This window comes from Marinomonas posidonica, assembly GCF_043643765.1.
Taxonomy (GTDB): domain Bacteria; phylum Pseudomonadota; class Gammaproteobacteria; order Pseudomonadales; family Marinomonadaceae; genus Marinomonas; species Marinomonas posidonica_A.
Map to the genome: position 1 here is coordinate 349,404 of NZ_JBHZSP010000002.1, position 26,386 is coordinate 375,789.

The 26,386-nt window shown below is 43.8% G+C and carries 32 protein-coding genes; 16 read left to right on the plus strand and 16 right to left on the minus strand.

What is annotated here, in order from left to right; all coding sequences use genetic code 11:
• Window position 1: 1 nt before the first annotated feature.
• The 8 genes from ACHUFM_RS03805 to ACHUFM_RS03840 all read right to left on the minus strand — a co-directional run bounded on the left by ACHUFM_RS03805 (window position 2) and on the right by ACHUFM_RS03840 (window position 7,236).
• Window positions 2-481 (minus strand): YcgN family cysteine cluster protein, encoded by a 480-nt coding sequence (locus tag ACHUFM_RS03805; protein WP_394179713.1) that lies wholly within the window; start codon window positions 479-481, stop codon window positions 2-4.
• 2 nt (window positions 482-483) lie between these two features.
• Window positions 484-777, minus strand: a complete 294-nt coding sequence (locus tag ACHUFM_RS03810; RefSeq protein ID WP_394179715.1) for a YcgL domain-containing protein — start codon at window positions 775-777, stop codon at window positions 484-486.
• Window positions 778-806: 29 nt separating this feature from the next.
• Entirely contained in the window at window positions 807-1,949 is a 1,143-nt protein-coding gene (rnd, locus tag ACHUFM_RS03815; RefSeq protein WP_394179717.1) for a ribonuclease D, read from the minus strand.
• A 1-nt stretch (window position 1,950) separates the two neighbouring features.
• Complete coding sequence (gene recR / locus ACHUFM_RS03820) at window positions 1,951-2,544, minus strand: recombination mediator RecR (protein WP_394179719.1); 594 nt, start codon at window positions 2,542-2,544, stop codon at window positions 1,951-1,953.
• Between the two features lie 11 nt (window positions 2,545-2,555).
• Window positions 2,556-2,882 carry a YbaB/EbfC family nucleoid-associated protein gene (locus ACHUFM_RS03825; RefSeq protein WP_063334118.1) on the minus strand — a complete coding sequence of 109 codons (327 nt, stop codon included), beginning with the start codon at window positions 2,880-2,882 and terminating at the stop codon, window positions 2,556-2,558.
• Window positions 2,883-2,899: 17 nt separating this feature from the next.
• Entirely contained in the window at window positions 2,900-5,209 is a 2,310-nt protein-coding gene (gene dnaX / locus ACHUFM_RS03830; protein WP_394179721.1) for a DNA polymerase III subunit gamma/tau, read from the minus strand.
• Between the two features lie 200 nt (window positions 5,210-5,409).
• Window positions 5,410-6,405, minus strand: coding sequence for an oxygen-dependent tRNA uridine(34) hydroxylase TrhO (trhO, locus tag ACHUFM_RS03835; RefSeq protein WP_394179723.1), 996 nt, complete (start codon window positions 6,403-6,405; stop codon window positions 5,410-5,412).
• Window positions 6,406-6,543: 138 nt separating this feature from the next.
• Window positions 6,544-7,236, minus strand: a complete 693-nt coding sequence (locus ACHUFM_RS03840; RefSeq protein WP_394179725.1) for a 2OG-Fe(II) oxygenase — start codon at window positions 7,234-7,236, stop codon at window positions 6,544-6,546.
• A gap of 85 nt (window positions 7,237-7,321) precedes the next feature.
• On the opposite strand from ACHUFM_RS03840, the gene ACHUFM_RS03845 reads away from it, so the two are divergent.
• Complete coding sequence (locus ACHUFM_RS03845) at window positions 7,322-9,079, plus strand: DEAD/DEAH box helicase (protein WP_394179727.1); 1,758 nt, start codon at window positions 7,322-7,324, stop codon at window positions 9,077-9,079.
• Between the two features lie 39 nt (window positions 9,080-9,118).
• Here ACHUFM_RS03845 and ACHUFM_RS03850 read toward each other — a convergent pair whose 3' ends face one another.
• Both ACHUFM_RS03850 and ACHUFM_RS03855 read right to left on the minus strand, forming a co-directional pair.
• Window positions 9,119-9,706, minus strand: coding sequence for a TetR/AcrR family transcriptional regulator (locus ACHUFM_RS03850; RefSeq protein ID WP_394179729.1), 588 nt, complete (start codon window positions 9,704-9,706; stop codon window positions 9,119-9,121).
• 90 nt (window positions 9,707-9,796) lie between these two features.
• Window positions 9,797-10,561, minus strand: coding sequence for a DUF1499 domain-containing protein (locus ACHUFM_RS03855; protein ID WP_394179731.1), 765 nt, complete (start codon window positions 10,559-10,561; stop codon window positions 9,797-9,799).
• A gap of 280 nt (window positions 10,562-10,841) precedes the next feature.
• On the opposite strand from ACHUFM_RS03855, the gene ACHUFM_RS03860 reads away from it, so the two are divergent.
• Window positions 10,842-11,552, plus strand: a complete 711-nt coding sequence (locus ACHUFM_RS03860; protein WP_394179733.1) for a tRNA-uridine aminocarboxypropyltransferase — start codon at window positions 10,842-10,844, stop codon at window positions 11,550-11,552.
• 114 nt (window positions 11,553-11,666) lie between these two features.
• Here ACHUFM_RS03860 and ACHUFM_RS03865 read toward each other — a convergent pair whose 3' ends face one another.
• Window positions 11,667-12,143, minus strand: coding sequence for a DUF2947 family protein (locus ACHUFM_RS03865; protein ID WP_394179735.1), 477 nt, complete (start codon window positions 12,141-12,143; stop codon window positions 11,667-11,669).
• A 150-nt stretch (window positions 12,144-12,293) separates the two neighbouring features.
• Here ACHUFM_RS03865 and ACHUFM_RS03870 point away from each other — a divergent pair, with 150 nt between their 5' ends.
• Both ACHUFM_RS03870 and ACHUFM_RS03875 read left to right on the plus strand, forming a co-directional pair.
• Window positions 12,294-12,482 (plus strand): hypothetical protein, encoded by a 189-nt coding sequence (locus ACHUFM_RS03870; protein WP_394179737.1) that lies wholly within the window; start codon window positions 12,294-12,296, stop codon window positions 12,480-12,482.
• A 229-nt stretch (window positions 12,483-12,711) separates the two neighbouring features.
• Complete coding sequence (locus ACHUFM_RS03875; RefSeq protein WP_394179739.1) at window positions 12,712-13,359, plus strand: HAD family hydrolase; 648 nt, start codon at window positions 12,712-12,714, stop codon at window positions 13,357-13,359.
• A 34-nt stretch (window positions 13,360-13,393) separates the two neighbouring features.
• Here the strand turns inward: ACHUFM_RS03875 and ACHUFM_RS03880 are convergent, their stop codons facing one another.
• Entirely contained in the window at window positions 13,394-14,422 is a 1,029-nt protein-coding gene (locus ACHUFM_RS03880; protein WP_394179741.1) for a nucleoid-associated protein, read from the minus strand.
• Window positions 14,423-14,517: 95 nt separating this feature from the next.
• On the opposite strand from ACHUFM_RS03880, the gene ACHUFM_RS03885 reads away from it, so the two are divergent.
• From ACHUFM_RS03885 to ACHUFM_RS03895, 3 genes are all read left to right on the plus strand, one after another.
• Window positions 14,518-14,844, plus strand: a complete 327-nt coding sequence (locus ACHUFM_RS03885; protein WP_394179743.1) for a hypothetical protein — start codon at window positions 14,518-14,520, stop codon at window positions 14,842-14,844.
• Between the two features lie 87 nt (window positions 14,845-14,931).
• Complete coding sequence (locus ACHUFM_RS03890; RefSeq protein ID WP_394179745.1) at window positions 14,932-15,354, plus strand: VOC family protein; 423 nt, start codon at window positions 14,932-14,934, stop codon at window positions 15,352-15,354.
• Between the two features lie 129 nt (window positions 15,355-15,483).
• Window positions 15,484-16,113 carry an OmpA family protein gene (locus ACHUFM_RS03895; RefSeq protein ID WP_394179747.1) on the plus strand — a complete coding sequence of 210 codons (630 nt, stop codon included), beginning with the start codon at window positions 15,484-15,486 and terminating at the stop codon, window positions 16,111-16,113.
• A 285-nt stretch (window positions 16,114-16,398) separates the two neighbouring features.
• On the opposite strand, the gene ACHUFM_RS03900 is transcribed toward ACHUFM_RS03895, so the two are convergent.
• From ACHUFM_RS03900 to ACHUFM_RS03915, 4 genes are read right to left on the minus strand one after another with little or no spacing between them, the layout of a single operon-like run.
• Window positions 16,399-17,019 carry an MlaC/ttg2D family ABC transporter substrate-binding protein gene (locus tag ACHUFM_RS03900; RefSeq protein WP_394179749.1) on the minus strand — a complete coding sequence of 207 codons (621 nt, stop codon included), beginning with the start codon at window positions 17,017-17,019 and terminating at the stop codon, window positions 16,399-16,401.
• A 6-nt stretch (window positions 17,020-17,025) separates the two neighbouring features.
• Window positions 17,026-17,487, minus strand: coding sequence for an outer membrane lipid asymmetry maintenance protein MlaD (gene mlaD, locus ACHUFM_RS03905; protein ID WP_394179750.1), 462 nt, complete (start codon window positions 17,485-17,487; stop codon window positions 17,026-17,028).
• 1 nt (window position 17,488) lies between these two features.
• Window positions 17,489-18,271, minus strand: coding sequence for a lipid asymmetry maintenance ABC transporter permease subunit MlaE (mlaE, locus tag ACHUFM_RS03910; protein ID WP_113874528.1), 783 nt, complete (start codon window positions 18,269-18,271; stop codon window positions 17,489-17,491).
• Window positions 18,268-19,062, minus strand: a complete 795-nt coding sequence (locus tag ACHUFM_RS03915; RefSeq protein ID WP_394179752.1) for an ABC transporter ATP-binding protein — start codon at window positions 19,060-19,062, stop codon at window positions 18,268-18,270. The genes mlaE and ACHUFM_RS03915 overlap by 4 nt, the downstream gene beginning before the upstream one ends.
• A gap of 130 nt (window positions 19,063-19,192) precedes the next feature.
• Between ACHUFM_RS03915 and ACHUFM_RS03920 the strand changes: the two genes are divergently transcribed.
• The 9 genes from ACHUFM_RS03920 (at window position 19,193) to yjgA (ending at window position 26,196) form a co-directional block, all read left to right on the plus strand.
• On the plus strand, window positions 19,193-20,191 hold the full coding sequence (locus ACHUFM_RS03920; protein ID WP_394179754.1) for a calcium/sodium antiporter: 999 nt from the start codon (window positions 19,193-19,195) through the stop codon (window positions 20,189-20,191).
• Window positions 20,191-20,769, plus strand: coding sequence for an LPS export ABC transporter periplasmic protein LptC (lptC, locus tag ACHUFM_RS03925; RefSeq protein WP_394179756.1), 579 nt, complete (start codon window positions 20,191-20,193; stop codon window positions 20,767-20,769). The genes ACHUFM_RS03920 and lptC overlap by 1 nt, the downstream gene beginning before the upstream one ends.
• Window positions 20,753-21,259 carry a lipopolysaccharide transport periplasmic protein LptA gene (gene lptA / locus ACHUFM_RS03930; RefSeq protein ID WP_394179758.1) on the plus strand — a complete coding sequence of 169 codons (507 nt, stop codon included), beginning with the start codon at window positions 20,753-20,755 and terminating at the stop codon, window positions 21,257-21,259. The genes lptC and lptA overlap by 17 nt, the downstream gene beginning before the upstream one ends.
• A 3-nt stretch (window positions 21,260-21,262) precedes the next feature.
• Window positions 21,263-21,988, plus strand: a complete 726-nt coding sequence (gene lptB, locus ACHUFM_RS03935; protein ID WP_394179760.1) for an LPS export ABC transporter ATP-binding protein — start codon at window positions 21,263-21,265, stop codon at window positions 21,986-21,988.
• Between the two features lie 75 nt (window positions 21,989-22,063).
• Entirely contained in the window at window positions 22,064-23,551 is a 1,488-nt protein-coding gene (locus tag ACHUFM_RS03940) for an RNA polymerase factor sigma-54 (RefSeq protein WP_394179762.1), read from the plus strand.
• A 16-nt stretch (window positions 23,552-23,567) separates the two neighbouring features.
• Window positions 23,568-24,017 (plus strand): PTS sugar transporter subunit IIA, encoded by a 450-nt coding sequence (locus tag ACHUFM_RS03945; RefSeq protein ID WP_394179764.1) that lies wholly within the window; start codon window positions 23,568-23,570, stop codon window positions 24,015-24,017.
• Window positions 24,018-24,027: 10 nt separating this feature from the next.
• The gene (locus ACHUFM_RS03950) at window positions 24,028-24,297 is read left to right on the plus strand and encodes an HPr family phosphocarrier protein (RefSeq protein ID WP_113874520.1); all 270 of its coding nucleotides are present in this window, start codon (window positions 24,028-24,030) and stop codon (window positions 24,295-24,297) included.
• Window positions 24,298-24,303: 6 nt separating this feature from the next.
• Window positions 24,304-25,653, plus strand: a complete 1,350-nt coding sequence (gene mgtE / locus ACHUFM_RS03955) for a magnesium transporter (RefSeq protein ID WP_394179767.1) — start codon at window positions 24,304-24,306, stop codon at window positions 25,651-25,653.
• A 6-nt stretch (window positions 25,654-25,659) separates the two neighbouring features.
• On the plus strand, window positions 25,660-26,196 hold the full coding sequence (yjgA, locus tag ACHUFM_RS03960; RefSeq protein ID WP_013796496.1) for a ribosome biogenesis factor YjgA: 537 nt from the start codon (window positions 25,660-25,662) through the stop codon (window positions 26,194-26,196).
• Window positions 26,197-26,386 lie beyond the last annotated feature (190 nt).

Genomic DNA, 26,386 nt, shown 5'->3' on the forward strand with positions numbered 1-26,386 from the left:
ATTAACTTACGTCATAAGGTTCGGGCATACCGTGAACCCATTTAATAATATGGGTATCCCAGTCCTCTTCTTTTACCGATTGCTCATTCACAGCATAATGCTGGACGGTTAGCCCCTGACGGAGCATTTCTTTATGACTACCAACCACCAAAGGATGCCAACTTGGCAAGTCTTTGGTTTCGTTTAACACTCGATAACTGCAAGTGTCAGGTAGCCAATGAAACTCATCGATCTGATCTGGTGTCAGCGTAATACAGCTGGCCACCTTAGTCTGTCTTGTTTCGTAAACATTACACTGACAACTCGTTAAATTGAGTTGCTGACAAGATAAATTGGTGTAGTACACCTCTTCCGTGTCTTCATCTTGCAATTTTTGCAGGCAACATTTGCCACAACCATCACAAATGGATTCCCATTGATCCGATGACATTTGTTCCAATGGCACCGTTTTCCAAAAAGGTTCGTAACGCTTTGCGATCATAGTTAGTAAACAGCTTCCGTTGGGGTTTTATAAAGATCCAACAAATAGTCGTCTTTCACTGGCGGCAATTGCAAATAGAAACCCTTATTACGAATTTCATCCATGACCTTTTGCGCTTCCGCCCGTGCCAACTTCTTTTCTGGTGTGAGTAGCATTGTCATGGCACTAACACCTTTGCCAAAACGCTCCATCAGCTCATCAGGCACTTTCGATAAACCCACGGCTTTCTCTACGAAAAGATACATGCCTTCTCGCTTCGATGAATGGAACACTTCAATAATCAATTGCTGTTTCATAGTTTTCTCTTGACCATTATTATGGTCGATTAGGACGATTTAAATTTATCTAAAATTGGGTTCACAATGACATCTTGACGCCAACCTGTCATTGCTGGGTTTTGCCAATCAATCGCAGAACCATCAAACAAATGGCGCACCACAGGCTCCAATAATTTTCGCTTCATCATGGCTTCTGGGGCCACGCCCATGGTTTCCGCTCGACCACGAACAAACGCCTTCACCGCTTTCGTTAATTCACCCGCCTGAGAGGGTAAAGGCGTCTCCAATGGCATCTGATACTCATCAGCAGACAGCTCTTTCAGCATCGCGACTTTTTCAAGGATGGTTTCACCATACAAACGCTGTTGACGGCCTGTAATTTCCTCGGCAGTAGAGATGGCTTTATGATGCGTCGGCAGAATTTTAGCGATCGACCATAAAGTGCGATCTTTCAGAACTTGCCCTTTTGGCACGTCTTCTTTTCGCGCTTGCTCATCACGCCAAATGAACAACAAGCGTAACAAGGTCAAACCTTCTGGAGATAAGCGCCACGCCGTCTTCACACCCGCCCAGTTTTGCTCTGGATCCGAGTTCATCTGGTATTGCCACTTGAGCGTTTCACAATCTTCTAATGCCCATTCGAGCATTTTCTTGTCTTTAAGGCGAGCGACCTGCATCGGATACACTTTTGCAAGATACACCACATCCAATGCCGCATAACGTTTTTGCGCATCGGTTAGTGGACGTTGCGTCCAATCTGAACGAGTTTCATCTTTTGCCACTTCAATGCGTAAATATTCATGAATTAATTTCACATAACTCAATGACCATTGCGCACTGGCATAGGCTTCGCCTATTTGTGTATCGTAAAATGGGGTGGGTAGAACCCCTAACAGACGATCAAAGACATCCAGGTCTTCAGAGCAAGCATGAAACACTTTCATAACGGCAGAGTTCACCATTAAGGCCTTCAATGGTGACCAATCATCAATGCTTAAAGGGTCAATTAAAACCGCCTTTTCCCCTTCACTGATCTGAATTAGACCTGTAATCGGAAAATACGTTGTACGACGAATAAATTCAGTATCCACCGCAATCACGGGCAATTCAGCCCAATAGTCACACCAACTGGCTAAGGACGCATTGTCCGCGACCCACACAATATTCAACGCCTCATCATGATCATTCATTTTAGAGTGTCTTCCGTCCCTCTAACGCTAAGGCCAGAGTATTGCCATCAACGTATTCCAGCTCACCACCCATGGGCACACCATGGGCAATGCGGCTTACATTAATATTCAATGTTTTGAGTTTTTCCGCAATATAATGACAAGTCGCCTCGCCTTCTACTGTGGAATTCGTTGCAATTATGGCTTCTTCTACTTCGTTGTTAACCACCAAGGCTTCCAAACGATCCAGTCCTAACTCTTCCGGCCCGATCCCATCAATCGGAGACAAATGCCCAAGTAAGACAAAATAACGACCCTGATACGATCCTGCCGATTCAATGGCGACAACATCCGCAGGTGTTTCCACGATACATAAGCGCTTTTCATCGCGCTCTGGATCTTGGCAAATATCACACTCAGACTCTTCCGTTAAAGTACGACAACTACCACAGCGACCGACTTTATCCAACGCCTCGCGAAGTGAACTGGCCAATTTATCGGCCCCTTGATGATCACGCTCTAACAAGTATAACGCCATTTTTTGAGCCGAGCGCGGCCCAACACCGGGCAAACAACGCAAGGACTCAATCAGTTCCGAAATAAGAGGACTAAACAAGAGGTCAGCTCCTAGAAAGGCATTTTAAAGCCTGGTGGAAGAGACATACCAGCTGTCGCTTCTTCCATTTTGTTTTTCTGGTTAGTTTCAATATTTCGAACCGCATCGTTCATTGCAGCGGCAATCAAGTCTTCCAGCATTTCTTTATCGTCTTCAAACAACGAATCATCGATAGAAACGCGTTTCACATCATGGCGACCTGTCATCACGACTTTTACTAAACCCGCACCCGCTTGACCTTCTACTTCCATATTGGCAATTTCTTCTTGCGCCTTCTGCATGTTCTCTTGCATCTTTTGCGCTTGGCGCATCATGTTGCCCATACCACCTTTAAACATTATCTCTCTCCAAATTATTAAGCTTTAACTTTTACTGAGTCATAAACCAACTGTGCGCCCATCGTACTGGACAAGGCTTGCACAACTGGATGTGAATTTAAGTGTTGAATCGCGACCTGCAAAGCTTCTGCACGTTTACTGACGGCGAATTCTTCTGCAGTCACCCCTTCGGTCTCTTCTACAGTATCAATGATCAAGGGCACTGGCATGGCAAAGAAATCACTCAGTGCACCTTGAATTTGTTCATAACGAACTTGGTTTAGCATGTGCCCATATTCAAGTGGCACTTGTAATCGAATACCTTGATCACTGGCATCTACCATACTGGAGTTCATCAAAATATTCTGCACCAAGCCTCTCAAAGGCAAACGTGGTGCCACCAACCACCAAATTTGCATGGTAAGCTCATTATAATGATTCAGCTCAGGCAATGGCATCCCTAAGGCGGGTTGAGCAATGGTATCTGGTACTTTGGCCAATCTAGGGTCAGTGGAATCGTTCTCTGCCAATTCCGGCTCTGCCTCAACCACATCAGACGCTAATGCCTCAACGAGGTCCGCCGCGGGATTAAACGGGTCTGCCACATCGGCAATAGCTCGCTCTTCCGCTTCTTCTTCGTCTTCCTCTTCATCATCAACCGACTCTGATACGTTATGAGACGTTTCCAGCAAAGATTCTACTCGTGCTGCCGCTCGCTCTGACATTTTTGGGGCATTTTGCTCTGAATCAAGGCTAACTTGGGAGTCATTAACCGCCTCCTGTGGCGCTTGATGGTCGACTGAAGTCTCATGCTCATGCTTCATCCCATTGGATGCTTCGAGCTCATCACGAGTATGATCAGAACTGACAACTGCAGGAGCCTCCGAAGCAAGAACTGGCTCAAGCCGTGTATCTGTTTGCTGTGTTTCTGACGTTTGCTGTTCTGCTGTAAAATCTGACACAGGTGCTAATTTATCGCCTTCCACCTCATCAACGACCTCGTCCGCTGACGCCTCTTCCCAAGGGGGTCGCTCATCCGCACTCAAACTTGTAGATGATGACTCCACTTGAGCCGACGAAGACGGCACTTCACTTTGTACTGACTCATTACCAGGTCTCGCCTCAGTTTCAGGTTCTGCCCTAACAACATCGGTCGACTCTAGGGTGCTTTCAGATGTCTTGGCTGACTCAACTTCCGGTGTTTTTTTTTCCGCGTCCTCCGCGACGAGCGGTGGCGCTTGATGACTCATGGTCATAGGTGGCGCAGGACGGAAAGCAATTAACCGCAGCATAAGCATTTCAAAACCTGCACGCGCAGAATGCGCCAAATGCAGATCTCGACGCCCCACTAATAAGCTCTGATACATCACTTGAATTTCTTCAGGGCTGACGGTTTGGGCAATGTCTTGGATGCGGGCTAAATCACCTAATTGATCAGCCAAAGCACCTGGCACTTGTTGCTCTATCGCCACTCGATGCAAGGTATCCAATAAGCTACCACAAATGGCCACAAAGTCTGGCTGATAATCGGCTAAAGCCTCAATACGAGACAGCACATCGGCCGCATTTTTTGCAGCAATGCATTCCAGCAAATCTAAAATTTGAGCTTGATTAACCAAACCTAGCATGGCCGTCACACCGGATTCGGAAATACCACCATCGCCAAAAGCAATGGCTTGGTCCGTTAGACTTAAAGCGTCTCGCATACTGCCATTGGCGGCTTGACCAATTTGCCACAAAGCAGGCTGATCAAATGCCACCTGCTCCGTGTTCAATACTGTCTGTAGATAATCCACCACTCGCTGCGGTGACATGTTTTTCAAGTTGAATTGCAAACAACGGGAAAGGATGGTCACCGGCAATTTTTGTGGATCCGTCGTGGCCAATAAAAACTTCACATGCTCTGGCGGCTCTTCAAGGGTTTTTAACAAGGCGTTAAACGAGTGCGTTGACAGCATGTGGACCTCGTCTATCAAATAGACTTTAAAACGGCCACGGGTTGGTGCGTATTGTACATTTTCCAGTAATTCCCGAGTGTCCTCTACCTTAGTTCGAGACGCTGCATCGACTTCGATTAAGTCCACGAAGCGCCCTTCGGCAATTTCGCGACAGCTGTCACAAGTACCGCAAGGTTCAGGGGTAATGCCGTTAGTTTCACAGTTTAAGCACTTAGCAAAGATACGTGCGATGGTGGTTTTGCCCACCCCTCGAGTTCCTGTAAATAAATAAGCATGGTGCAAACGCTGCTGACGCAAAGCGTTTACCAAAGCTTGGAGAACATGGTCTTGCCCTGCCATTTCTAGAAAGGTCTGAGGACGCCATTTACGTGCTAAAACTTGATAACTCATGATGAATTCTGGCTAATGAAAAGCGATTTTTTATTGTACGGTAGTCAGAGCAATTTCGAAACCATTGTTCGACCTTACCATGCGAACAATTTAACCTTGAAAGCAAAAAAGTTCACTTTAAAGATCAAGCGTTTGGCAGAAACAAAATAGGCCTACACAGATGAGTAAGCCTATTCAATGAGTGTCGATATGCGTTCTGATTAGTTCGCTTTGGCTTCGCGGATTTTACGCTGGCGCTCTTTTTCAGCCGCCTTTTCTTGGCGATGCTTCTCGACAGCATCCAATACTTCTGCGCCGATGTGCTCTTCGCCACGCTGACGAGCCAACTGCACTTGACGCTCGCGCTCAATAAAACGCTGACGCTGCTCATCGGTATACTTATCAAAGCAATGCACACAACTTACACCTTGCTGAAAACGCTCGTCTTGCTTCTCTGCTTCGGTAATCGGCATACGACATGCGTGACATTGGTCATATTCGCCTTTTTCCAAATCATGATTCACCGATACTCGGTTATCAAACACAAAGCATTCGCCTTCCCACATAGTCTCTTCTTTTGGCACTTCTTCCAAGTACTTAAGAATGCCACCTTCTAAGTGATACACTTCCTCAAACCCCTGTTCTAGCATGTAGGCAGTGGACTTTTCACAACGAATACCACCGGTACAAAACATGGCGACTTTCTTCTGTTTCTTTGGGTCCATGTTGTCTTTTACATAAGATGGAAACTCTCGGAAAGTCTCTGTCTTTGGGTTGACGGCATTTTTAAACGTACCGATCTGTACTTCATAATCATTGCGGGTATCAACCAGCATGACGTCAGGGTCTGAAATCAAATCATTCCAATCTTGCGGTTTCACATAAGTACCGACCACGCGTTTTGGATCAATCCCTTCCACTCCCATGGTAACGATTTCTTTTTTCAGTTTTACTTTAGTGCGGTAAAACGGCATGTCTTCGTCATAAGACTCTTTTGTGACAATGTTTTCGAGACTCGGCTGTTGATCCAGCCAAGCTAACAGGGTATCAATCCCTTCACGCGAGCCAGCGACCGTGCCATTGATGCCTTCACTTGCCAATAACAAGGTGCCACGAATCTGGTTGTCTTCTAGGACATTTAACAAAGGTTCACGAATGGATTCGTAATGCGGAAGTTCAACGAACTTATAAAGGGCACATACAACGACTTTTGACATATTTTCTCTCCTATGCGATCTGGAACGTAAAACCAGAGCAATGATTAACGGCGCGCATTATAGAGATTTATTTGCCATTTTTCGAGTGTATTAACACAAAAAATGGCAATGGATTAAAACCATAACAGAGGAAAGAACTTATTGGTCGGGATCGACTATTTGGCCGGTGGAATTATTAATACGAAACCAGCCAGCAATGCTGTGGCGAGTTCGATTGGCCAACAACACTTCATGGGGAAATGCTTCACTCAGAAAGATTGCCAGGCGACCTTTTTGTGGGTAAAAGCGCCCTAACTCTTGATCGGCTTCTCGTTCGTCATAAAGCACAAATTCACCACCATCTTGATCTTGCCAACCCTCATTCAAATACAAAACCGTCGATAGCACTCGATTACTGCGGCCTTTAAAAGCATCAAGATGCTTTTCGTAAAACGCGCCTTTTTCATATCGTGCAAAGTGCGCCTCGTAATCAAACAAGCCTAGAAAAAGTCGTCGATTCAACGCCACTCGCAACGCTTCCATCACCTTTAAAAATTCTCGACGCACCGGACGATCAGGGTCAATCCATTGAATATAATCACGACGAGCATCTAACATCACTTGGTGATCTTGTTTACGACCAATACCTGCCTGCAACATGTCAGCATTATTAATGTTATGCGCCTCAACCATGAGAGCTTGAGTAAAATCATCAGAAAAAAAATGGTCTTGCACACTCCAACCTTGAGTTTGTAAATCCATCAAGACATTGGCAAAAGGCTCCTCCCGACTAAACGTCGGAATCGAATTCTCAACGTACAAGGTAGGAGCGGATAAAGTTTCAAGAGACATAGATTAATCACTTTTAAACAGGCAAAATTGCCAATTTGGCTATCATACTGTAGCCACACGATTAACACACCTAGATAATCTAACCATGAGCACAGCTTTTCAACTTCGCGATTACCAAATACAAGCCGTCGAGTCTTCCCTCGCGCATTTTCGTCGCTCCGATGATCCTGCTGTCATTGTATTACCAACTGGCGCCGGTAAAAGCTTAGTGATTGCTGAGTTAAGTCGACTGGCAAGAGGCCGTGTTATCTGCCTTGCTCATGTAAAAGAATTGGTTGAACAAAATCACGCTAAATTTGTAGCAACAGGCAGCCCCGCAGGTATTTACTCAGCAGGTTTAAAGCAAAAAAACCATCACGAGAAAACCATCTTTGCTAGCATCCAATCCATTTCCGCCAATCTAGACCGCTTTGATCAAGCGATTAGCCTAGTCATTATTGACGAGTGCCACCGTATCGGTAAAGACGATGACGGCCAATATTTAAGCACCATCGCGCACTTCAAAGCCCTCAACCCTAAGGTAAAAATTCTTGGTCTCACCGCAACACCTTATCGACTCGGTAGCGGCTGGATTTATGAGCAACATTACCACGGTTATACGCGCCCAACCCAAGACGCCTTTTTTAAAAAGTGCATATACGAATTACCACTACAACACATGGTCAAAAAGGGCTACCTAACACCCCCAATTCATTACGACGCTGCCATTGCCCACTATGATTTCAGCCTATTAACAGAAAGCCTCGATGGTGAACACAGCACAGACGATATCGCCCTCAATGAGCTCATCCACAAACACCCACGCGTCACACAAGCGGTCAGCGAACAGATCTTGCAACTCAGCCAAGACCGTCAAGGGGTAATGGTCTTCGCCGCCACCATAGATCATGCGAAAGAAATCGTCAGCTACTTGCCTGCTGATCAAACTGCCCTCATCACGGGAAAGACGAATAACAAAGACAGGGACTCACTGGTACAGGCCTTTAAAGCCAAAGAGATAAAGTATTTAGTCAATGTGTCTGTGTTGACCACTGGGTTTGATGCGCCACATGTAGATGTCATTGCCATTTTACGCCCGACACAATCCATCAGCTTATTTCAGCAAATTGTTGGACGAGGCTTACGTTTAAGCCCAGGTAAGAAAAATTGTTTGGTACTGGATTACACGAACAACGGCTACAATATTTTCCAGCCAGAGATAGGCGAAAAACAACCAACAAGCGATTCCGTTGCCGTGCAAATTCATTGTCCTGAATGTGATTTTGCCAATACCTTTTGGGGACGAAAAGACGCCGATGGCAATGTCATCGAACACTTTGGACGTCGTTGCCACGGACTGATTGAAACACCTCATGGTGAAGAGCCGTGTTCGTATCGGTTCCGATTTAAACGCTGCCCTCATTGTAATGAAGAAAACGACATTGCCGCTCGACACTGTCAGCATTGTCAAGAAAAGCTGATTGACCCTGATGAGCTACTGCGCAAAGCATTAAACCTAAAAGACAACAAAGTGCTGCGCTGCGCCGGCATTAGCCCAAGTATACTTACCTCAGACAACAGCGTTAAAATTACTTACCATGATGAGGATGGATTAACTCTGTCAGAAACCTTTCGCTTTGATTATAAAAAATCTCGACAAAGTTTTAATGATGTATTTGGCCGTCGTATCGCCAATGCAAGTCAGACCATAGACTTTGACAAAGCAGAACAAGTCGCCCGCTTTGTCGACTACCTACCGATCCCCGACTTCGTGATCGCAAAAAAGAATAAACAGCACTGGCAGGTCACAGAACGATTATTTGACTATCAGGGACCTTTTCGAAAAGCCAACGACCTTAACTAGCCCTCTTTCTTTTGGCGAAACAAAGAGAGTCTAATAACCTTATTGTGTTTTCTTTGCGGCGTTTTGATAAGAAACTTCAAAGGGTAAATTTAAGGTCTTCAAGCGCCCCATGGCAGCCTGCCCGAGCTGTCCTTGCGGCACACTTTCCAGCAAAACGAACCAATAATTTGCAACCATATTTTCAGCAAAAATGTGTGCCGTTTTTTCGTCTACACCCACTTGCTGGAAGCGTTTTACTATACCTTCAGAGATGATTGCAATTTGATTGGTATGAAAGCCGCCCGTTACCACGCTGTCAAGCAAGACCTCTCGGGTGAACTCCGCGTATTCGTCATAGAAATGGAACAAGACTTGTGCCATCTGGGATAGATATTCAATTGGTGACACACAATGAGATTGAGCCTGAGCTCCAACTCTTAACGCAATATCCATTTCATCAAAAAAGATATCCTTCACCAAGGCCAGCTTATCGGGAAAATGTACAAACAAGGTGCCTACTGCAATGCCCGCTTGCTGACTTAAATAACGAGTGCTTGTGGCGTCAATACCTTGAGAGAGAAAAGCCTGCTTCGCAATGGCTTTGATTTTGGATCGAGTATGTTGCTTTTGTTGCTGTCGAAGACTCACGTCACCATGCCCTTTACTGAATAATCATCAAAGCCTAGCCTATCTGATTTTCAATGACGAGCAGATTTTCAATACAAAAAACAGGAATAATTATCGAACAGAATTAACATTGGGCATAGCAGATCGTTCAAGGCGAGTGTTTAAATCCGCCATAAAGGATTCGATGCGCTGAGCGTTGACACCGTAATCCCCTCGACCAACACGAGAACAAGAACGCATATCCACTCGTACTTTCCCCTCTCCGACTTGCAAGATACGAATCACAACATCATCTCGAAAGCCAAATATTGGTGTTCGGGCCGTTGCCTCAACAACACCCGCTGCGGGGTATTTGGCAATCACTTCCCAGCCTCTATCCTCTACTAGATCGGCCACGACATAATAAACCTGCTGTTTACTTTCTTGCGTGAATACAGGCTGAACATCTGGGTAGTACTTCTTCTGTATGGGTGCCCAATCTAGATTATAGGCGAGGTCGTTCTCATTGGAGCTGCGAATAAAATTGACATTTAAAAAAGCAGGCGGCATCTCAGTATCAGTAGAAATGTCATTAATAGAGGGCAAATCAGAACGGTGTAAATAAAAGCCGATCCACATAAAACTGTAGACGAGAGAAACAATGAGCACTAAAAAAAAGAAACGCTGACTACCGATGTTTTTTTCTTTACGACAAGCGCCCAATGAAACAATAGCTAATAACGACAACACCAATGAAGCATAGACACTTTTACGCAACATGGAAAAACCTGTCAGTGGCTCGAAGATCCCCACTCGCACACCAGCAATTGAAACAAATGCCATACATCCTACTAACATCAGAAGAACATACAACACAGGAGAGATATAACGACTCATAAATAACTCAGTAGTACCAAAATAATATCTCACACCTTAGCGTGAGAAAGAGGCCACGAACAGCGCTAAAAAGAAGCTTCCAATTCATTCCTCTGTATTTGCATAATTTGCTTAAAGCTATTCTCAGCAAAGTGTAAATTCACCAATTTCATTAACCAATTTATACATTAAAGACCAGCATGACAATAACACCAGATGGCATTTTTAATAACCAAAACGCCCATAGACATTATGCTCAAAAAAACCATAATGACGCCCTACCAAAAAAATGAAGACAACAATGACCAGACTGTTTCCAAAACACGCTGTCGATCAATTAAGAGAAGACAGCCAAGCCAAAGCCATGAGACCTTTTTTGGCACGAGGCTCAAACGCCAAGCGATGTGTCTATTGCTTAATGGCAAAATTCGCCTGCTTTTGTGACCACCGACAAGCACAAAACAGCGCCCTTCAGTTCATTCTGCTTTACCATCGAGATGAAATACACAAACCCACTAATAGTGGACGCTTGATCGCAGACCTTTTCCCAAATCAGACTCAAGCATTTATGTGGAGCAGAACCGAGCCCGAACAAGCCCTTCTTAACCTGCTAAATGAACGCAAAGAAAGCTGCACCATTTTGTTTCCCAATACAGAAACAGCCCAGCAACAAGAAAGAAAAGTAAGAGATCAACTAGACATCTTAAGAACAAAGAAGGAAACAGATAAACCACACACCTTTGTGATTCTTGATGGAACCTGGAAACAGGCCAGCAAGATGTTCCATCAAAGCGAATGGCTCAAGCACATTCCGCATTTTGAAATCAATCAAACAGCACAGCGTTCGTTCCTAGTCAGGCACTCTCAGCATGGCATGCAGTTCGCTACCGCAGAAGTCACCGCCATGCTGTTAGACAGCTTAGGTCACCCTCAGCAAAGTGAAAATTTGCTAAGTTATTACCAAGCTTTTAATCAGGCTTGTTTAAACAGTCGCAAGCGAGGTAATGAGTAATGAAAATAAACCCAAACGACTGACTTAATGACCACTCCCAGCAAAACCTCAAATATTGATGTAATTAAATTACATCAATGCGCGCTCAAGCTGTTCACATTTTATCCAGTTAATTTATCTCAACAATAAATTAACCCAGCCATTAGAGTGAAACTGTAAAGCTTGCTTCTTCTTTTTGCCGACTAAAATCGGACCATTATCCAAAAACAAAAATGCCTTCCATGTACGTTTAAACACCCCCCAAGTAAGCTCAAAGATCTGCTCGTTATGACAACAAAAATACACTATGGTGTCTTCCCCCCAATGATTGCAATGGGCCAACACTTCTTCGGGTAAATCTGGCGCTTCGCCATCCCATGCCTTTTCCCATTGAGCCTTATGGATTTCAATGCCTTCAGGCGTTTTCTTGGGCCAATCTTGCTCCGTAAAAAGATCAGGATGAAGTTGCTCCTGACTAATGTAATCACGCCAAATCTGCTCTGCTTTCGATTCTGTCAAAAAGTGGATTTGCGCCAAATCTTCTGACGCTACTTTCGGATCCTGACGCTTAAAAATCCAACTTTTTGAAAACAGAGATAATGCTTGGTACAAGACAATTTTCCTTACAATTTATTAAAGGTGAAAAAAACTCAACTATAGAGTGAAAAAGGATCGTTTGTTCAATTGGTCAGCCTTAACTAATATAACTCTTGTTGTAATAAAACAACATTTTTCAAAACCAATTTAATTAAGGAGAGATTCATGGATTCTCAAAAACAATACGAAGCACTACTTGCTAAATGGGGCTATAAAGACACTACAGTTGAAGATCACGCTCGTCGTCAAAAACGCGCTCGTCAAGCTAAAGCTGTTATTGCTTTCTTTAAAACCACTGTACGCTCTATCAAGAAAATTAGCCTTCGTTCACAAACCCTAAGCCAAGCTAGCTAATAGCCGCTTAGGCCAAACTCAGTATAACAAACGCTTAGCGTACGATTATACCTTAGATATTTTCTCTTAAGGGGAGAAAAATAATAAAACCCCTCCCTTCCTTTCTTGTCCGTTTTTTTCTTTTATAACCTTTTCTCAATCAATGCACGCTTATTACTCTGTTCTACTTTCTTCATAACACGCAAATTCGTTATCATCAGTATACATTCATAACCCAACAAGCTGTTTTATGACGTATTCTTACAAGGCTGTTTTATTTGACTGCGACGGTGTTATCGTCGATACGGAAAATCTTTCAAACGATTTATTGCGCGCCATGCTAAAAGAGCAAGGACTAGAGTTGGATGATCAGACACTGCACGACAAATTTACCGGTTTCACCAATCAAGAAAACCTTCGTAACGCTGAAGCCATGCTTGGCAAAGCTCTGCCTGCTCATTTTGACGCAGAGTATCGCGACAAGTTCCAGGCATTAATGGAAGAGCAATTAGACCCTATTCAAGGCGTGACTGAGCTATTGAGCAAAATTCAAACGCCTATTGCCATGGCAACCAACGCCAGACGCCAAGAAATGAACTTCAAGCTTAATAAAATTGAACTTGCTGAACGTTTCAGTACACGCTTTTGTGTAGAAGACGTTGAGCACGGCAAACCAGCACCGGACCTATATTTAAAAGCCGCAAAAGCCGTTGGAGTTGCTCCTGAAGATTGTATTGTTATTGAAGATTCAGTGGCAGGCATTCGCGCCGGGCGAGCCGCTGGCATGCGCGTGTTTGCTTTCAGCGAAACGGTTCCAGCAGAATTACAACTGGCAGCAGGCGCAACGGAGGTGTTTGATAGTATGAAAGAACTGGAAGGCCTATTGGGATTATCATAAGCCTTTCCAGCTAACTCCAACTTCAATTTTTAAACTAATTACTAACCGCTTGTAACTGCTTAAGCAGACTCTTCGGCAAATCTTTGATGACCAAAACGCCAGAGTCTGCATCAAATTGGATGGACTCGCCTAGCAGTTCACTATCAAAACTTAAGGTTAAAGCACGAGAACTGCCTGACAAGCGCGTCAATTTTTTCAACGCCGCTTTTTCAACAAAGATTTCTTTCTCCATTTTAAAACTATCAGAATCGGCAATTTCTAAGAATTTATTAGCTTGCTCAACCGAAAAACGCGACTCTACCTGTGACGCAATGTCTTTGATTTCTAGCGGTTCACGCTCTTCCGCTTTCGACTGACAATGCTCAGAAACCACTTTCTTAAATTCATTTGCCTGCTTAGAAGGAATCCCCTCAGCTTGACAAAATGCAGAGGTTAAATCCACTAACTTACGAGTTTCTTTCGCCGCCGCTTTTGGTTCATCACAACCAATAAACTGGGTAAAGTATTCACTCTCAAACTTAGGGGCGCGACCAAAGCGAAACGCAATATAACGCCCTTCATCACCAGACTGCCAAGCCGTCAAATTGATACGCAATGCCATATGCAGTTTTTCCATCTCGATTTGTTCAATCTGAGACAAACTTAAATCCGCACCAAGACCAATACCTTTTTTACGCTTCAACATAACAATGTATAAAAAATGCGTATCATGAAGCTCATAATGGTTAAACCACAATAACCCACCTTCCGCTTCTTCCACCGCTTCTAGATGTTTTAAATATTCGGCAGCACAATCTTTGGTGAACGCAGCAAAGTCGGCAAAATCATTATCTTTAAAATGCTTATACAACAAACCGGGTAACTGTGCCCCTTCTTCACTGCCTTGAGGATTGGCAAAGCGCCCCGTATTCATACCAGATCGATTAAATAAATTGGTTACTTGTGCCGACAGAGCCTCCGCCTGACTGTCTACTGGGTTTTCATTCGGACGCGCAATTAAAATGGCCTTACGTTCGCCTTCGTGCTTTTGAATTTCATGCACAATTAAGTTGCTAATAGACACCAGCTACCTCTACGTTTAATATGAATGATTAATGACTTTTTCATTAAACCTGTAACACCTTCATTAACAATAGGATTTTCCATAATATAAGTGCCATGATAAAACCTAAAACCACAAAAAAAGAGACACGACAAGAACTCGAGTCTTTGGTCGAGGAATTTATCAAAGCCAAAGGAGAAATCCAACAAGTCGACATGGGCGAATCAGGCCTTGTTGATGGCAAGTATAACACGAGTCACATCGGCTTTAGTGAACCAAGACAAGACCGAACACCACTAAATCATGTTGTCGCCGCCATTCAACAGAAAAAGCGCCCACCCTCACCACAATCCACGGCTAAAATAAACAAGAACAAACCAAAGAAAAAAGTGATTTATGATGACTTTGGTGAACCTTTACGCTGGGTATGGGAAGATGAGTAAAAAGCGTGTAAGTTCACCTTAACTTTTTGTATTTATTCAATCTTATTGCCATAATGCCAAGCAAGCAGAAATCAAAAGGAGAGAATAATGTCAATTCGTTACCTACATGCGATGATACGAACAGACAAGCCAGAGGAAAGCCACACCTTCTACACACAAGGCTTAGGTTTGATACAGACACGTCGTATGGACAGTGAAAAGGGCCAGTTTTCACTTATCTATTACGCAACAGAACAAGGCGCTCCAGAAGTTGAGCTGACTCACAACTGGGATGATAGAAACTACTCGGGCGGCGATCAATTCGGCCATCTTGCCTTTGAAGTCGACAACATTTACCAAGTATGTGAAAACCTACAGAACATGGGTGTAACCATTTTACGACCACCAAGAGATGGCCATATGGCCTTCATCAAAGACCCTAACAACATCTCAATTGAACTGCTGCAAAAAGATGGATCGTTAGAGCCTGCTGAACCTTGGGTCTCCATGGAAAACACAGGAAGCTGGTAAAAACCAGCTTCTTCTTAACAAAAACTTACAATTAAGCAATTTAATAAAACAAAGATACAAAAACCCCATAGCGACTGGTTATTTTTTGACTTAAGCTAGCTGGTAAGTTGTATAAAGAGCCAATCATTCATGACGTCATTGTTTAAACACATCAGCATTGCAGCCAGCCTGCTTGCCTTTAGCCATTTCGCCACAGCCGAAAGTCTGTATGCGTCAAATGTAAAGGCTCGTCTTGCCGATGCTGATCGCGATGGCGTGATTGACGCTCGAGACCTTTGTCCTGATACACCTATTGGCTCAGCCATAGACAATGAAGGCTGCCCAAATCAAAGCTCCAAATTACTCTCAGTTGAACTAAACATATTGTTTGATTCTGGCAAAGCCAACATCAAACCTCGTTTCTATTCCGAACTAAAAGACCTGGCAAAATTCCTTCGAGAACACCCTAGCAGTAATGTTGTTATTGAAGGTCACACAGACAGCCTAGGATCAGCAGAATCAAATCGCACTCTGTCTCAGAAACGCGCCTCCGCTATTGCCGATGTTTTGGTTGACAGTTTCCGCATCAAAGCTGATCGCGTTAAAGGTGTCGGCTATGGTGAAACTCGCCCTATCGCTACGAACGAAACAGCCGAAGGTCGTAGTCAAAACCGTCGGGTCGTCGCTGAAGTCTTTGCAAAACAACAATTTGCAAATCAACGCTGGACTATCTACAGTGTGGACCAAAGCGCTAACACAGCATACAACCGCAAAAAATAACATCTTCCTTCGTCTTTATAACGAGCTTATTCCACTTTAAAGCGGCTCCAGACGTATCATTTAAGATTTCCCTGCACCCCATCGTCAGAATATCAACTAAATTCCCAACCAGTCGAAACACTCTTCAAAGCACAATATGAATCACACCATACACTATAAAATAGTACTAAGTCATAGCACTTTATGAACCTAAAAGAAGTAAGCTGCCAGCTTATATCAAGACGATAAAAAATCCGCTCTCATTAACTGGGAGCGGATTCATTAAGGCATTATTATGTCTGCGGTTTAGGATTTTTTGGCTAAGGATGCCTTCCAAGCATCGATAGCCTTGTCTATATTATTTTGATTCTGTTCCATCATTACCCCAAACTGCTTGAGAAAAGTCCGGCCAAAGTTGATATTGTTTATCGACACATTACTTAACAGCCATTGTTGTTGCTTAGACTCTTTCATGTAAAAAATAATATTTAACAGTCCAGCGTCAGCCATTTGAAAATCTACTTTGACCTTGATTTCACGCCCTCGACCTTGCGGACCTAAAGGCTGGACATTGATCTTATCCGGATCTAAGTCTAATAGAGACGCACCATAAGTTCGCAACAATGTATCTTTTGTTACCGTTGCAAAACGCTCCCTTTGCTCTGGCGTTGCACGTCTATAATACTTGCCCATGACTTTACGAGAAAAGTCGTCAAAATCAACGACTGTCGCCAGAATTCGATCCACTCGTTCAGCTAATACTGACGGATTTTCCGCTAAAAATGCCTTATCCTGAACAATGTCCACACGGAAAGCTTCAACAACCTTAATCACAGCGTCTCTTGCACCTTCTTCATCTTTCGCCCAAGCAGAGCTGGTCAACAAAAGAGAAAGCACCATAAACACGCTAGAAAACACTTTAAACATAACTATTTACTCCGAGTCACCTGATTTAAACAGGAACTGACTAATCAAATTCTCAAGCACTAAAGCGGATTGCGTATCAAATATTTCGCCACCCTCTTGCAACACTTCTTCGTCTGCACCAATGGTAATACCTAGGTATTTTTCACCTAATAAACCACTGGTTAAAATCGCAATCGAACTATCTGTTGGAATATTATCAACGTCGGTATTGATGTTCATTTTAACTAGCCCCATATACAATTCTTTATCGAATGAAATGGATTCAACGGTGCCCACAGTCACACCAGCAATGGTGACCTTAGAGCGACTGGTCAGACCACCAATGTCGTCAAATCGAGCCACTATTTGATAAGTATCTTTTTGCGCAGAAAAAGCCAAACCACTCACTTGCACCGCCAAATATACAAATGCCGCGACACCTAACAATATAAAACCACCCACCAATAACTCAGTACGCTTACTTCTCATCCTAAAAATCCCCAAACATGGCTGCCGTTAAAACAAAATCCAATGCCAAAATGGCTAATGACCCTAATACCACAGTACGAGTGGTGGCTTTGCCTATTCCTTCGGAAGTCGGCACACATTCATAGCCCTGATAAACTGCTATCCAAGTCACTACGACGGAAAAACATAACGCTTTAATAAAGCCATTCATAATATCGGTATCGAAATACACAGATTGCTGCATCAAAGACCAAAACGCGCCATCATGAACACCTAACCAACCAACGGATACCAGCAACCCACCAATGATCCCTGTGGCCGAAAAGATAATGCTGAGTAAAGGCAAACATATCACCCCTGCAATGAAGCGCGGTGCAATGATACGCCTTAGGGGATCCACCCCCATCATTTCATAGCTGGATAACTGCTCGGTGGCTTTCATTAAGCCAATTTCGGCCGTCAAAGAGGAACCCGCTCGACCAGCAAACAATAATGCCGTGACCACAGGCGCCAACTCTCGCAATAAAGATAAGGCGAGCAACTGCCCTACTGCCTCTTCCGAGCCGAACTTTGATAAAATACTGTAGCCCTGCAAAGCGAGCACCATACCGATAAAGGCACCTGACACCACCACAATCACCAGAGACAACACACCAACCGCGTAAAGCTGTTGGATCAAAAGTCGAATCGACTCTCTAAAACGCACTGGCATACGCAGCACGCTCTGAGCGAGAAATATGCCTGCACGACCAACCGCTTCAAGCCAGTTTAAAAACCAAGCTCCCAACCCCACTAACAGATTCATCTGGGCACTCCTTGACTCTCTGAGGTCTCAGGATAATGAAATGGTACAGGGCCATCAGGCTCACCACGAAGGAATTGCATCACTTGCGGGTCAGTGGACGCTTGTATTGTTTCAGGCGAACCCTCGGCAATGACACGACCACCTGCCAAGATGCAAACATGATCAGCTATGGATAAAGACTCTTCGACATCATGCGAGACTAAAACAGAGGTAATATTCGCTTCATCATTCAACTGACGAATCAATTTTACCAACACCCCTTTAGAGATAGGGTCCTGCCCAGTAAAAGGCTCATCATACATCACCAAATCAGGATCCAAAGCAATGGCTCTGGCCAAAGCGACGCGTCGTGCCATACCACCAGACAGCTCTGAAGGCATCAAACTGGCTGCACCACGCAACCCCACGCTGTGCAGTTTATCAAGCACAATCGTGTCTATTTCGGCTCGACTTAGTTGAGTATGTTCTTCCAGAGGAAAAGCAATATTTTCAGCCACTGACATATCGCTGAACAAAGCACCGCTTTGGAACAGCATGCCCATTTTTTTGCGGACTTTGTACAAGTCTTTTCTTGATAAGCGGTGTACATCTTCACCCGCCACTAAAATACGTCCTTGATCAGGTGATAACTGAGCCGCAATCAACCTCAGTAAAGTTGTCTTCCCTGTGCCACTTGGGCCCATCACCGCAGTCACCTTGCCTTTTGGGATAGTCAAAGAGACATTTTCATAAATGGCTCTGTCTCCCCTGTAAAAACTAAGATCATGAACTTCTATGTAAGCATCAACCACTAATACACCCTTATTCCCTAGCGAATATCGACAGATACTATCATTGCATTTTTAAAAATAAAATCGCGCACGCTTAAATACAATTTGTTTCCTAGGTCAAGCCTTGAATTTAAGCGCTAAACCTCATTAAATGGTAGCTCCTGAAATTATGAGTAATACCTTCATCATGCTGTTGTTTTCTGCTGCCCTAATTGCTGGGCTGATTCTTTTAGTTCTTAGCTCTGACAAATTCATCGAACATTCTGCACTCGTCGCTGAGAAAATGAATGTTAGTCCAATTATTATCGGTATCACTCTTGTTGCCCTTGGCACTTCTGCCCCTGAAATGGTGGTGTCTGCTATTGCCGCTTTAGATCAAGCGCCGGAAATTGCCGTTGGTAACGTTCTGGGATCCAATATCGCCAATATCGCTCTTGTATTAGGGGCTAGCCTGCTGTTCTCAGCCATTCCCGTCGCACCCGGTTTGTCCACAAAAGAAGCCCCATTAGTGTTAGGCATCACCCTTCTTGCCGGCATTTTAATTTATGATCAGTTTTTGGGAGTGTGGGATGGCATCATTCTAATCACGGCCTTTATCGCCATACTTTTCGTTTTATTACGCGGCGGTAAAGATTTATCCAGTGAACTAGTCGAAGAATTACCTGAAGACGATGGCAGTTCTGTTGGCAAGTCATTAACCATTGCAATAATAGGCTTAGCGGTTCTAATCGGCAGCTCTAAGTTACTGGTATGGGGAGCCATTGGCATTGCGACTCAGCTTGGTGTCAGCGAATTAATCATTGGTTTGACCATTGTTGCCATCGGTACCAGCCTACCTGAACTGGCCGCCTCAATCAGTAGCGTGAGAAAAGGTCATCATGATATTGCCATTGGCAATATTCTAGGCTCGAACATTTTCAACCTAGCGACAGTACTGCCTTTACCCGCCCTTATTGCACCAGGCCTTATTGATCACAGCATTTTAACCCGTGATTTCCCTTGGACTCTTGGCCTCACATTCGCACTGGTCATTGCTATTATTCTCTTCAAAAAAGCCAAAAATAGCAGCATTCCAAGATGGGTGGGTCTACCCCTACTGGCCTCTTACGCTTTATACTTAATCATACTTAGTACCAGTGGACCCATTTAATGTCTTCGCAACATTCAAACAAACCCTTTCGCATTGTCGTTTTGATGGTAGCATTCGCTGTCATTGCACTGGCTTTGTTTTGGTATCAAGCGGCCCCAAAAGTGAATTTGCTCTCTACCGATTCGCTGAGCAGCACACCTGACTATTTTATTACCGAAGTTACCGCGCAACGATTTGATCCTCAGGGTAAACTCATTGAGACTATCCATGCTGAACAAACACTGCACTACATCCAAGCAGCCAAGACACATTTAGAACAACCTTATGTTGATCGTTATGCGACTTCCGGTAGCTGGCACGCAGAGGCTCAACAGGGAGTCATAGAAGATGGCAGCAATGACATTTTATTAACCGACAATGTGTTCGCGGTGAAAAAATACCAAGGATCTGAAGACATTTTATTAAATGCCGACACCATTCATTATTTAGATCAAGACAAATCACTAACTAGCCAAGGAAATGCGACCCTTACATCGACTCAAGGTAAGACTTCCGCAGGCACCATTACGACCTATATCAATTCAGAAGAAGTCATTATGACGGGATCTGTACGAGGAAATTATGAAACGATTCACTAAAACCACAGGTTTAATTACCCTATTCGCCCTGAGTCAATATGCCTTAGCCCTTCCTAATGACATCGAAAAGCCACTAGAAATTCAGGCAGATGAGGCCTCTTTTGATCAAAATACCGGCCAAGCCATCTACAAGGGTAATGTGTTCGTTAAACAAGGTTCTATCGAGATTCAGGCCCAATATTTAAAAGTCACCAGTGATCCAACAACACAGAGATTCAGTAGTCTCGAAGCCTCTGGCAAACCCGCTAAATTTAGTCAACAAATTGATTGGAGTGGCAATATTGTCATCAGTAAAGGCAATGAAATTCACTACGCAACAGATGAAAGCAAGCTCGAAATCATAGGGGACGGGTACTTAAGCCGCATGCAAAACTCAATATCGGCGGATTACATTCTTTACATGATTCAAGATGGCACCTTTACCGCCGAGAAAAAAGACCAAGGTCGCGTTACCATGACCCTAAAACCTCAAGCAGCCAAGGCAAAATAATTCATGGCCAGACTAGAAGCAAAAAACCTAGCCAAAAGTTACAAAAAGAGACCTGTGGTAAAAGATGTTTCCATCGCTGTGGAGTCAGGACAAGCGGTTGGGCTATTAGGACCAAACGGTGCCGGTAAAACAACCTGTTTTTACATGATAGTCGGCATGGTCGCAAACGATGCGGGTAGCATTTTCATTGACGATCAAGACATCACCCAAGATGCCATGCATGTTCGTGCACAAAAAGGCATTGGTTATTTACCACAAGAAGCCTCTATCTTTCGAAAAATGTCAGTCGAAGACAATATTTCAGCCATTTTAGAAACCCGTAAAGGTCTAAGCAAAGCTCAACAAAAAGAGAGACTGGAATCTCTTTTAGAAGAGTTTCATATTACACACATTCGCAAAAATCTAGGTATGGCTCTGTCTGGTGGCGAACGCCGACGAGTGGAAATTGCGAGAGCCCTTGCCATGAATCCCAAGTTCATATTATTGGATGAACCTTTTGCTGGTGTCGATCCTATTTCTGTGGGTGATATAAAACTCATCATTAAACATTTACAGGACAGCGGCATTGGCGTTTTAATTACCGACCACAATGTTCGAGAAACCTTGGACATTTGTGATAAAGCCTATATCGTAGGCAACGGTTATATTATTGCCTCTGGTGAGGCCAGCGACATTATCAATAATGAACAAGTGAAAAAAGTCTATTTAGGCGACGACTTCCGCCTGTAACCCCTTATCATTGTTGTAGAAAGGGAGTAGTATGCACAACTCGTTCCAATTTAATAAAACAGACAGAGTTGCTCCATGAAGCAGTCTTTACAGCTAAAACTCGGTCAACAATTAACCATGACCCCACAACTGCAACAAGCCATCCGCTTGCTGCAGCTTTCGACGTTGGATTTAAAGCAAGAAATTCACGAATTTCTTGAATCTAATCCCTTACTCGAACTAGACGATGATGAAGCTACATCAGCTGACACAACGAGCATTGAAGCCAAAACGGATAGTGAGACAAACAAGGACAGTAACACCAATGATCATGAGTCAGGCGAAGAAGCACGTTTAGAATCTGAGTGGACCGAAAGCATTCCTGAAGAACTGTCCATCGACAGCAATTGGGATGATACCTATCAAAGTTCTGCCGCAGTCAGTGACTCTAATAGTTTTGACAATGATATGGATTTTGAAAGCCGTAACGCTCCGGCTGAAAGCATTCAAGACCATTTAATCTGGCAGCTGAACCTCACTCACATGTCGGATCGGGACTTAGAGATTGCTTACGCCATTGTCGATTGTGTTCAGCCCGATGGTTATTTAAGTACCAGCCTAGAAGAGATTTTAGAGTCTTTAAGCGTGGATCTGGAAGAACTTGAGCTGGATGAAATTCACGCTGTACAACATAGACTACAAAGATTCGACCCGATTGGCGTCTGCTCTACTGACTTACGTGATTGTCTGCTGGTTCAACTAGAGGCATTTCAAGATCACCCTCTGTATAAAAGCACACAAAACCTGATTAGCCATTATCTACCTCTTTTAGGCAGTCGAGACTTTGTGCAGCTTAGTCGTAAAACCAAATTAAAAGACGAAGCCTTAAAAGAAGTCATTCATCTAATCCAGCAGCTCAACCCTCGACCTGGTTCTGTAATTGATGAAGACGATACTGACTATGTCATTCCAGATGTTTCGGTGAAAAAACGTAATAACATCTGGCAGGTAGAGCTGAATAATGACGCGCTACCGCCGATCAAGATTAACGAAACCTATTCAGCAATGGCCAGCACAGCTTCAACTGCTGAAGACGTAACCTATATTAAAAACTCGCTACAAGAAGCCAAATGGTTCATGAAAAGCTTACAAAGTCGCAATGAAACCTTATTAAAAGTGGCTAGCTGTATTGTCAGTCGACAAATTGATTTCTTTGAATTAGGCGAAGAAGCCATGAAACCCATGGTTCTCCATGATGTTGCAGAAGAGGTAGGGATGCACGAGTCCACTATTTCACGGGTGACCACACAAAAATACATGCACACACCTAAAGGCATCTTTGAATTGAAGTTCTTCTTTTCCAGTCATGTCAACACAGCATCTGGCGGTGAATGTTCTTCCACTGCGATTCGAGCTATGATTAAAAAATTGGTTGCTGATGAACCAGCTAAGAAACCATTAAGCGATAATAAATTGGCGACTATTTTGGCTGACCAAGGTATTCAAGTTGCACGACGCACTGTTGCGAAATATCGAGAGGCGATGAACATCCCTCCTTCAAATGAACGTAAAAGATTGATTTAACAGGTATAAAGTTATCATGCCATTAAACTCATTAGTAAAAGCGGAACTCGTGCTTGCCAAACAAGATATTGTCAGCAAAAAGCGCGTTCTAGAAAGCTTGGCCGAAGTTACTTCTAACCGTCTACACTGTGACAATGAAGCAGTATACGACGCGTTATTGGGCCGTGAAAAATTAGGCAGTACCGGCATTGGTAATGGCATTGCTATTCCTCACTGTCGTTTGGAATCCGCCAATCACACTGCCATTGTAGTGATGTCGCTACAAACACCAATTGACTTTGATTCAATCGATAAACAGCCTGTGGATTTGATTTTTGCTCTAATCGTACCACCGCATGAATGTGACCTGCATTTGTCCACCTTGGCACAAATCGCTGAACTGGCTCAGTCTCCAGAAGCACTAAGCACATTGCGAACAGCAGAAACCAATGACGATTTATACACACGCTTTGAATCATTAATTTAGGGAGCACAGCATGCAGGAAGAAAGCATCACCATCATCAACAAACTTGGCCTGCATGCTCGAGCCGCTGGCAAACTCGTTGAAACCACTTCTCGCTTTTCGTGTGACATTACCATTGAAAAAGAAGGTCGTAACGTCGATGGCAAAAGCATCATGGCGATGATGATGTTGGCGGCTGGAAAAGGCACTGAAATTCTGGTTAAAACCAATGGCGAAGATGAAGAAGACGCGATCAAGGCCGTTATTGAATTAATCAACAATCGTTTTGGCGAAGACGAGTAACACTCAATGTCTGAGAAAACGTTAAGTCATCTGCAAACTGTTACGGAGTCCCTCGAATCTGGGGCGACAATGCAGATTCGTTATTTACTTAACGGGGCTCTTCCTGCACAAGATGTTGCTCGCTTACTCGAATCCTCCCCACCAAAAGAACGTAAACTTCTTTGGGAACTCATTGATTCAAAAAACGAAGGTGAAGTCCTCCAATATCTAAGCGAAGACATTGGCGTTCAATTCATGAAAGAGATGGATACTGAGCGATTAGTCGCCGTGTCCGAACATTTTGAAAGCGATGACTTAGCCGATTTATTACAACACTTACCTGAAACCGTTGTAAAAGAAGTTCTGTCTTCCATGACCGCCCAAGACAGAACCCGAGTAGAAGCGCTGTTAAGCTACTCGGAAGACTCTGCTGGCGGCTTGATGAACACAGACACCATTACCATTCGACCCAACATTACGGTTGATATTGTGTTCCGCTATTTACGTCGCCACTCCAGTCTTCCTGATATGACAGACAATCTACTGGTCGTCAGTCGATCCGATCGACTGCTCGGTATCCTAACACTGACAAAATTGTTAGTCAGTGATCCCGAAGATACCGTTCGCGATATTATGGATACCGACTGTACTGTCATTAATGCTGACACCCCCGCCAGTGACGTCGCACAATTATTTGAAAAAATGGACCTAGTATCCGCCCCTGTTATTGATGGTGAAAGTAAGAAGCTATTAGGCCGCATCACCATTGATGACGTGGTTGACGTTATTCGCGACGAAGCCGAACACTCGATGTTAAGCATGGCTGGTCTTGATGATGATGAAGATACTTTCTCACCTATTTTAAAAACCACCAAGCGACGCGCTGTTTGGCTTGGTATCAATCTAATTACTGCTTTTATCGCCTCGTATGTCATTGGGCTTTTTCAAAACACCCTGGATCAAGTCGTTGCACTCGCGATTCTAATGCCCATTGTGGCCAGTATGGGCGGCATTGCAGGATCACAAGTCCTTACCTTAGTCATTCGCGGCATCGCACTCAACCAAATTGGTTCAACCAATGCCAAATGGTTACTTAATCGAGAATTAATTGTGGGGATGATCAATGGCCTACTCTGGGCTAGCGTTATCGCTGCATTAACAGCCATCTGGTTTGACAACATCAAGATTGCCTATATCATTGCAGGCGCGACTATTATTAATCTATTGTTTGCAGCAACAACAGGTACATTATTACCAATTTTCTTAAAAAAGATTGGTATCGATCCCGCTTTAGCGGGCAGTGTAATTTTGACTACCGTGACCGATGTGGTTGGATTTTTATCCTTCCTCGGACTCGCGACTATTTTTCTTGTATAGGTTCCCATGACAGATTTTGATCAATTCGAAAACGAAGAAGACATCCCTAAGAGCAAAACTCAGATCAAGCGCGAAATGGAAGCTTTGCAAGAGATCGGCAAAAAGCTATTGAAGCTTAGTAAGAATCAGCAAAAAAAAGTCCCTATGTCTGACACGCTAAGGGATGCCCTCGCTGAAGCAGATCGTATCAAGCACCATGAAGCCACCAGAAGGCATTTACAGTACATTGGTAAGGTGATGCGTACGGAAGACTACGAAGCCATTGATCAACGCATAGCGCTGTTTGATTCGACATCCGCTGCCTATAACAAACTCTTCCATCAACTGGAAATAAAACGTGATGCCTTAATCGGTGAAAACAGCAAGGAAGAACTATCGAACTATTTAGCTGATCACCCTGAAATCCAAGACATTCAACTGCTACGTCAGTTAATTCGTCAATCACAAAAAGAAATGTCACAAGAAGGCAAAACAACCAACCGTAAAAAACTTTTCCGCTTTTTACGTGAAACCGAAGAAAAACGTCTTGGCTTAAGTGAATAGAAACATGCAGTCGTGACTTAGCTAAGCCGTAAAAAAGCCCGCTTTTGAACTGACCCCCAATAGTTGGACATTCCAATTACTGGGGGTCTTTTTATGTCCAAATATCACAGAGCATTTAAACTGTCTTTAGCCAAGCTATCTCAACACCAAAGCTCAAGAGCCATTGCCCGCCAATTCGATGTAACGTCGA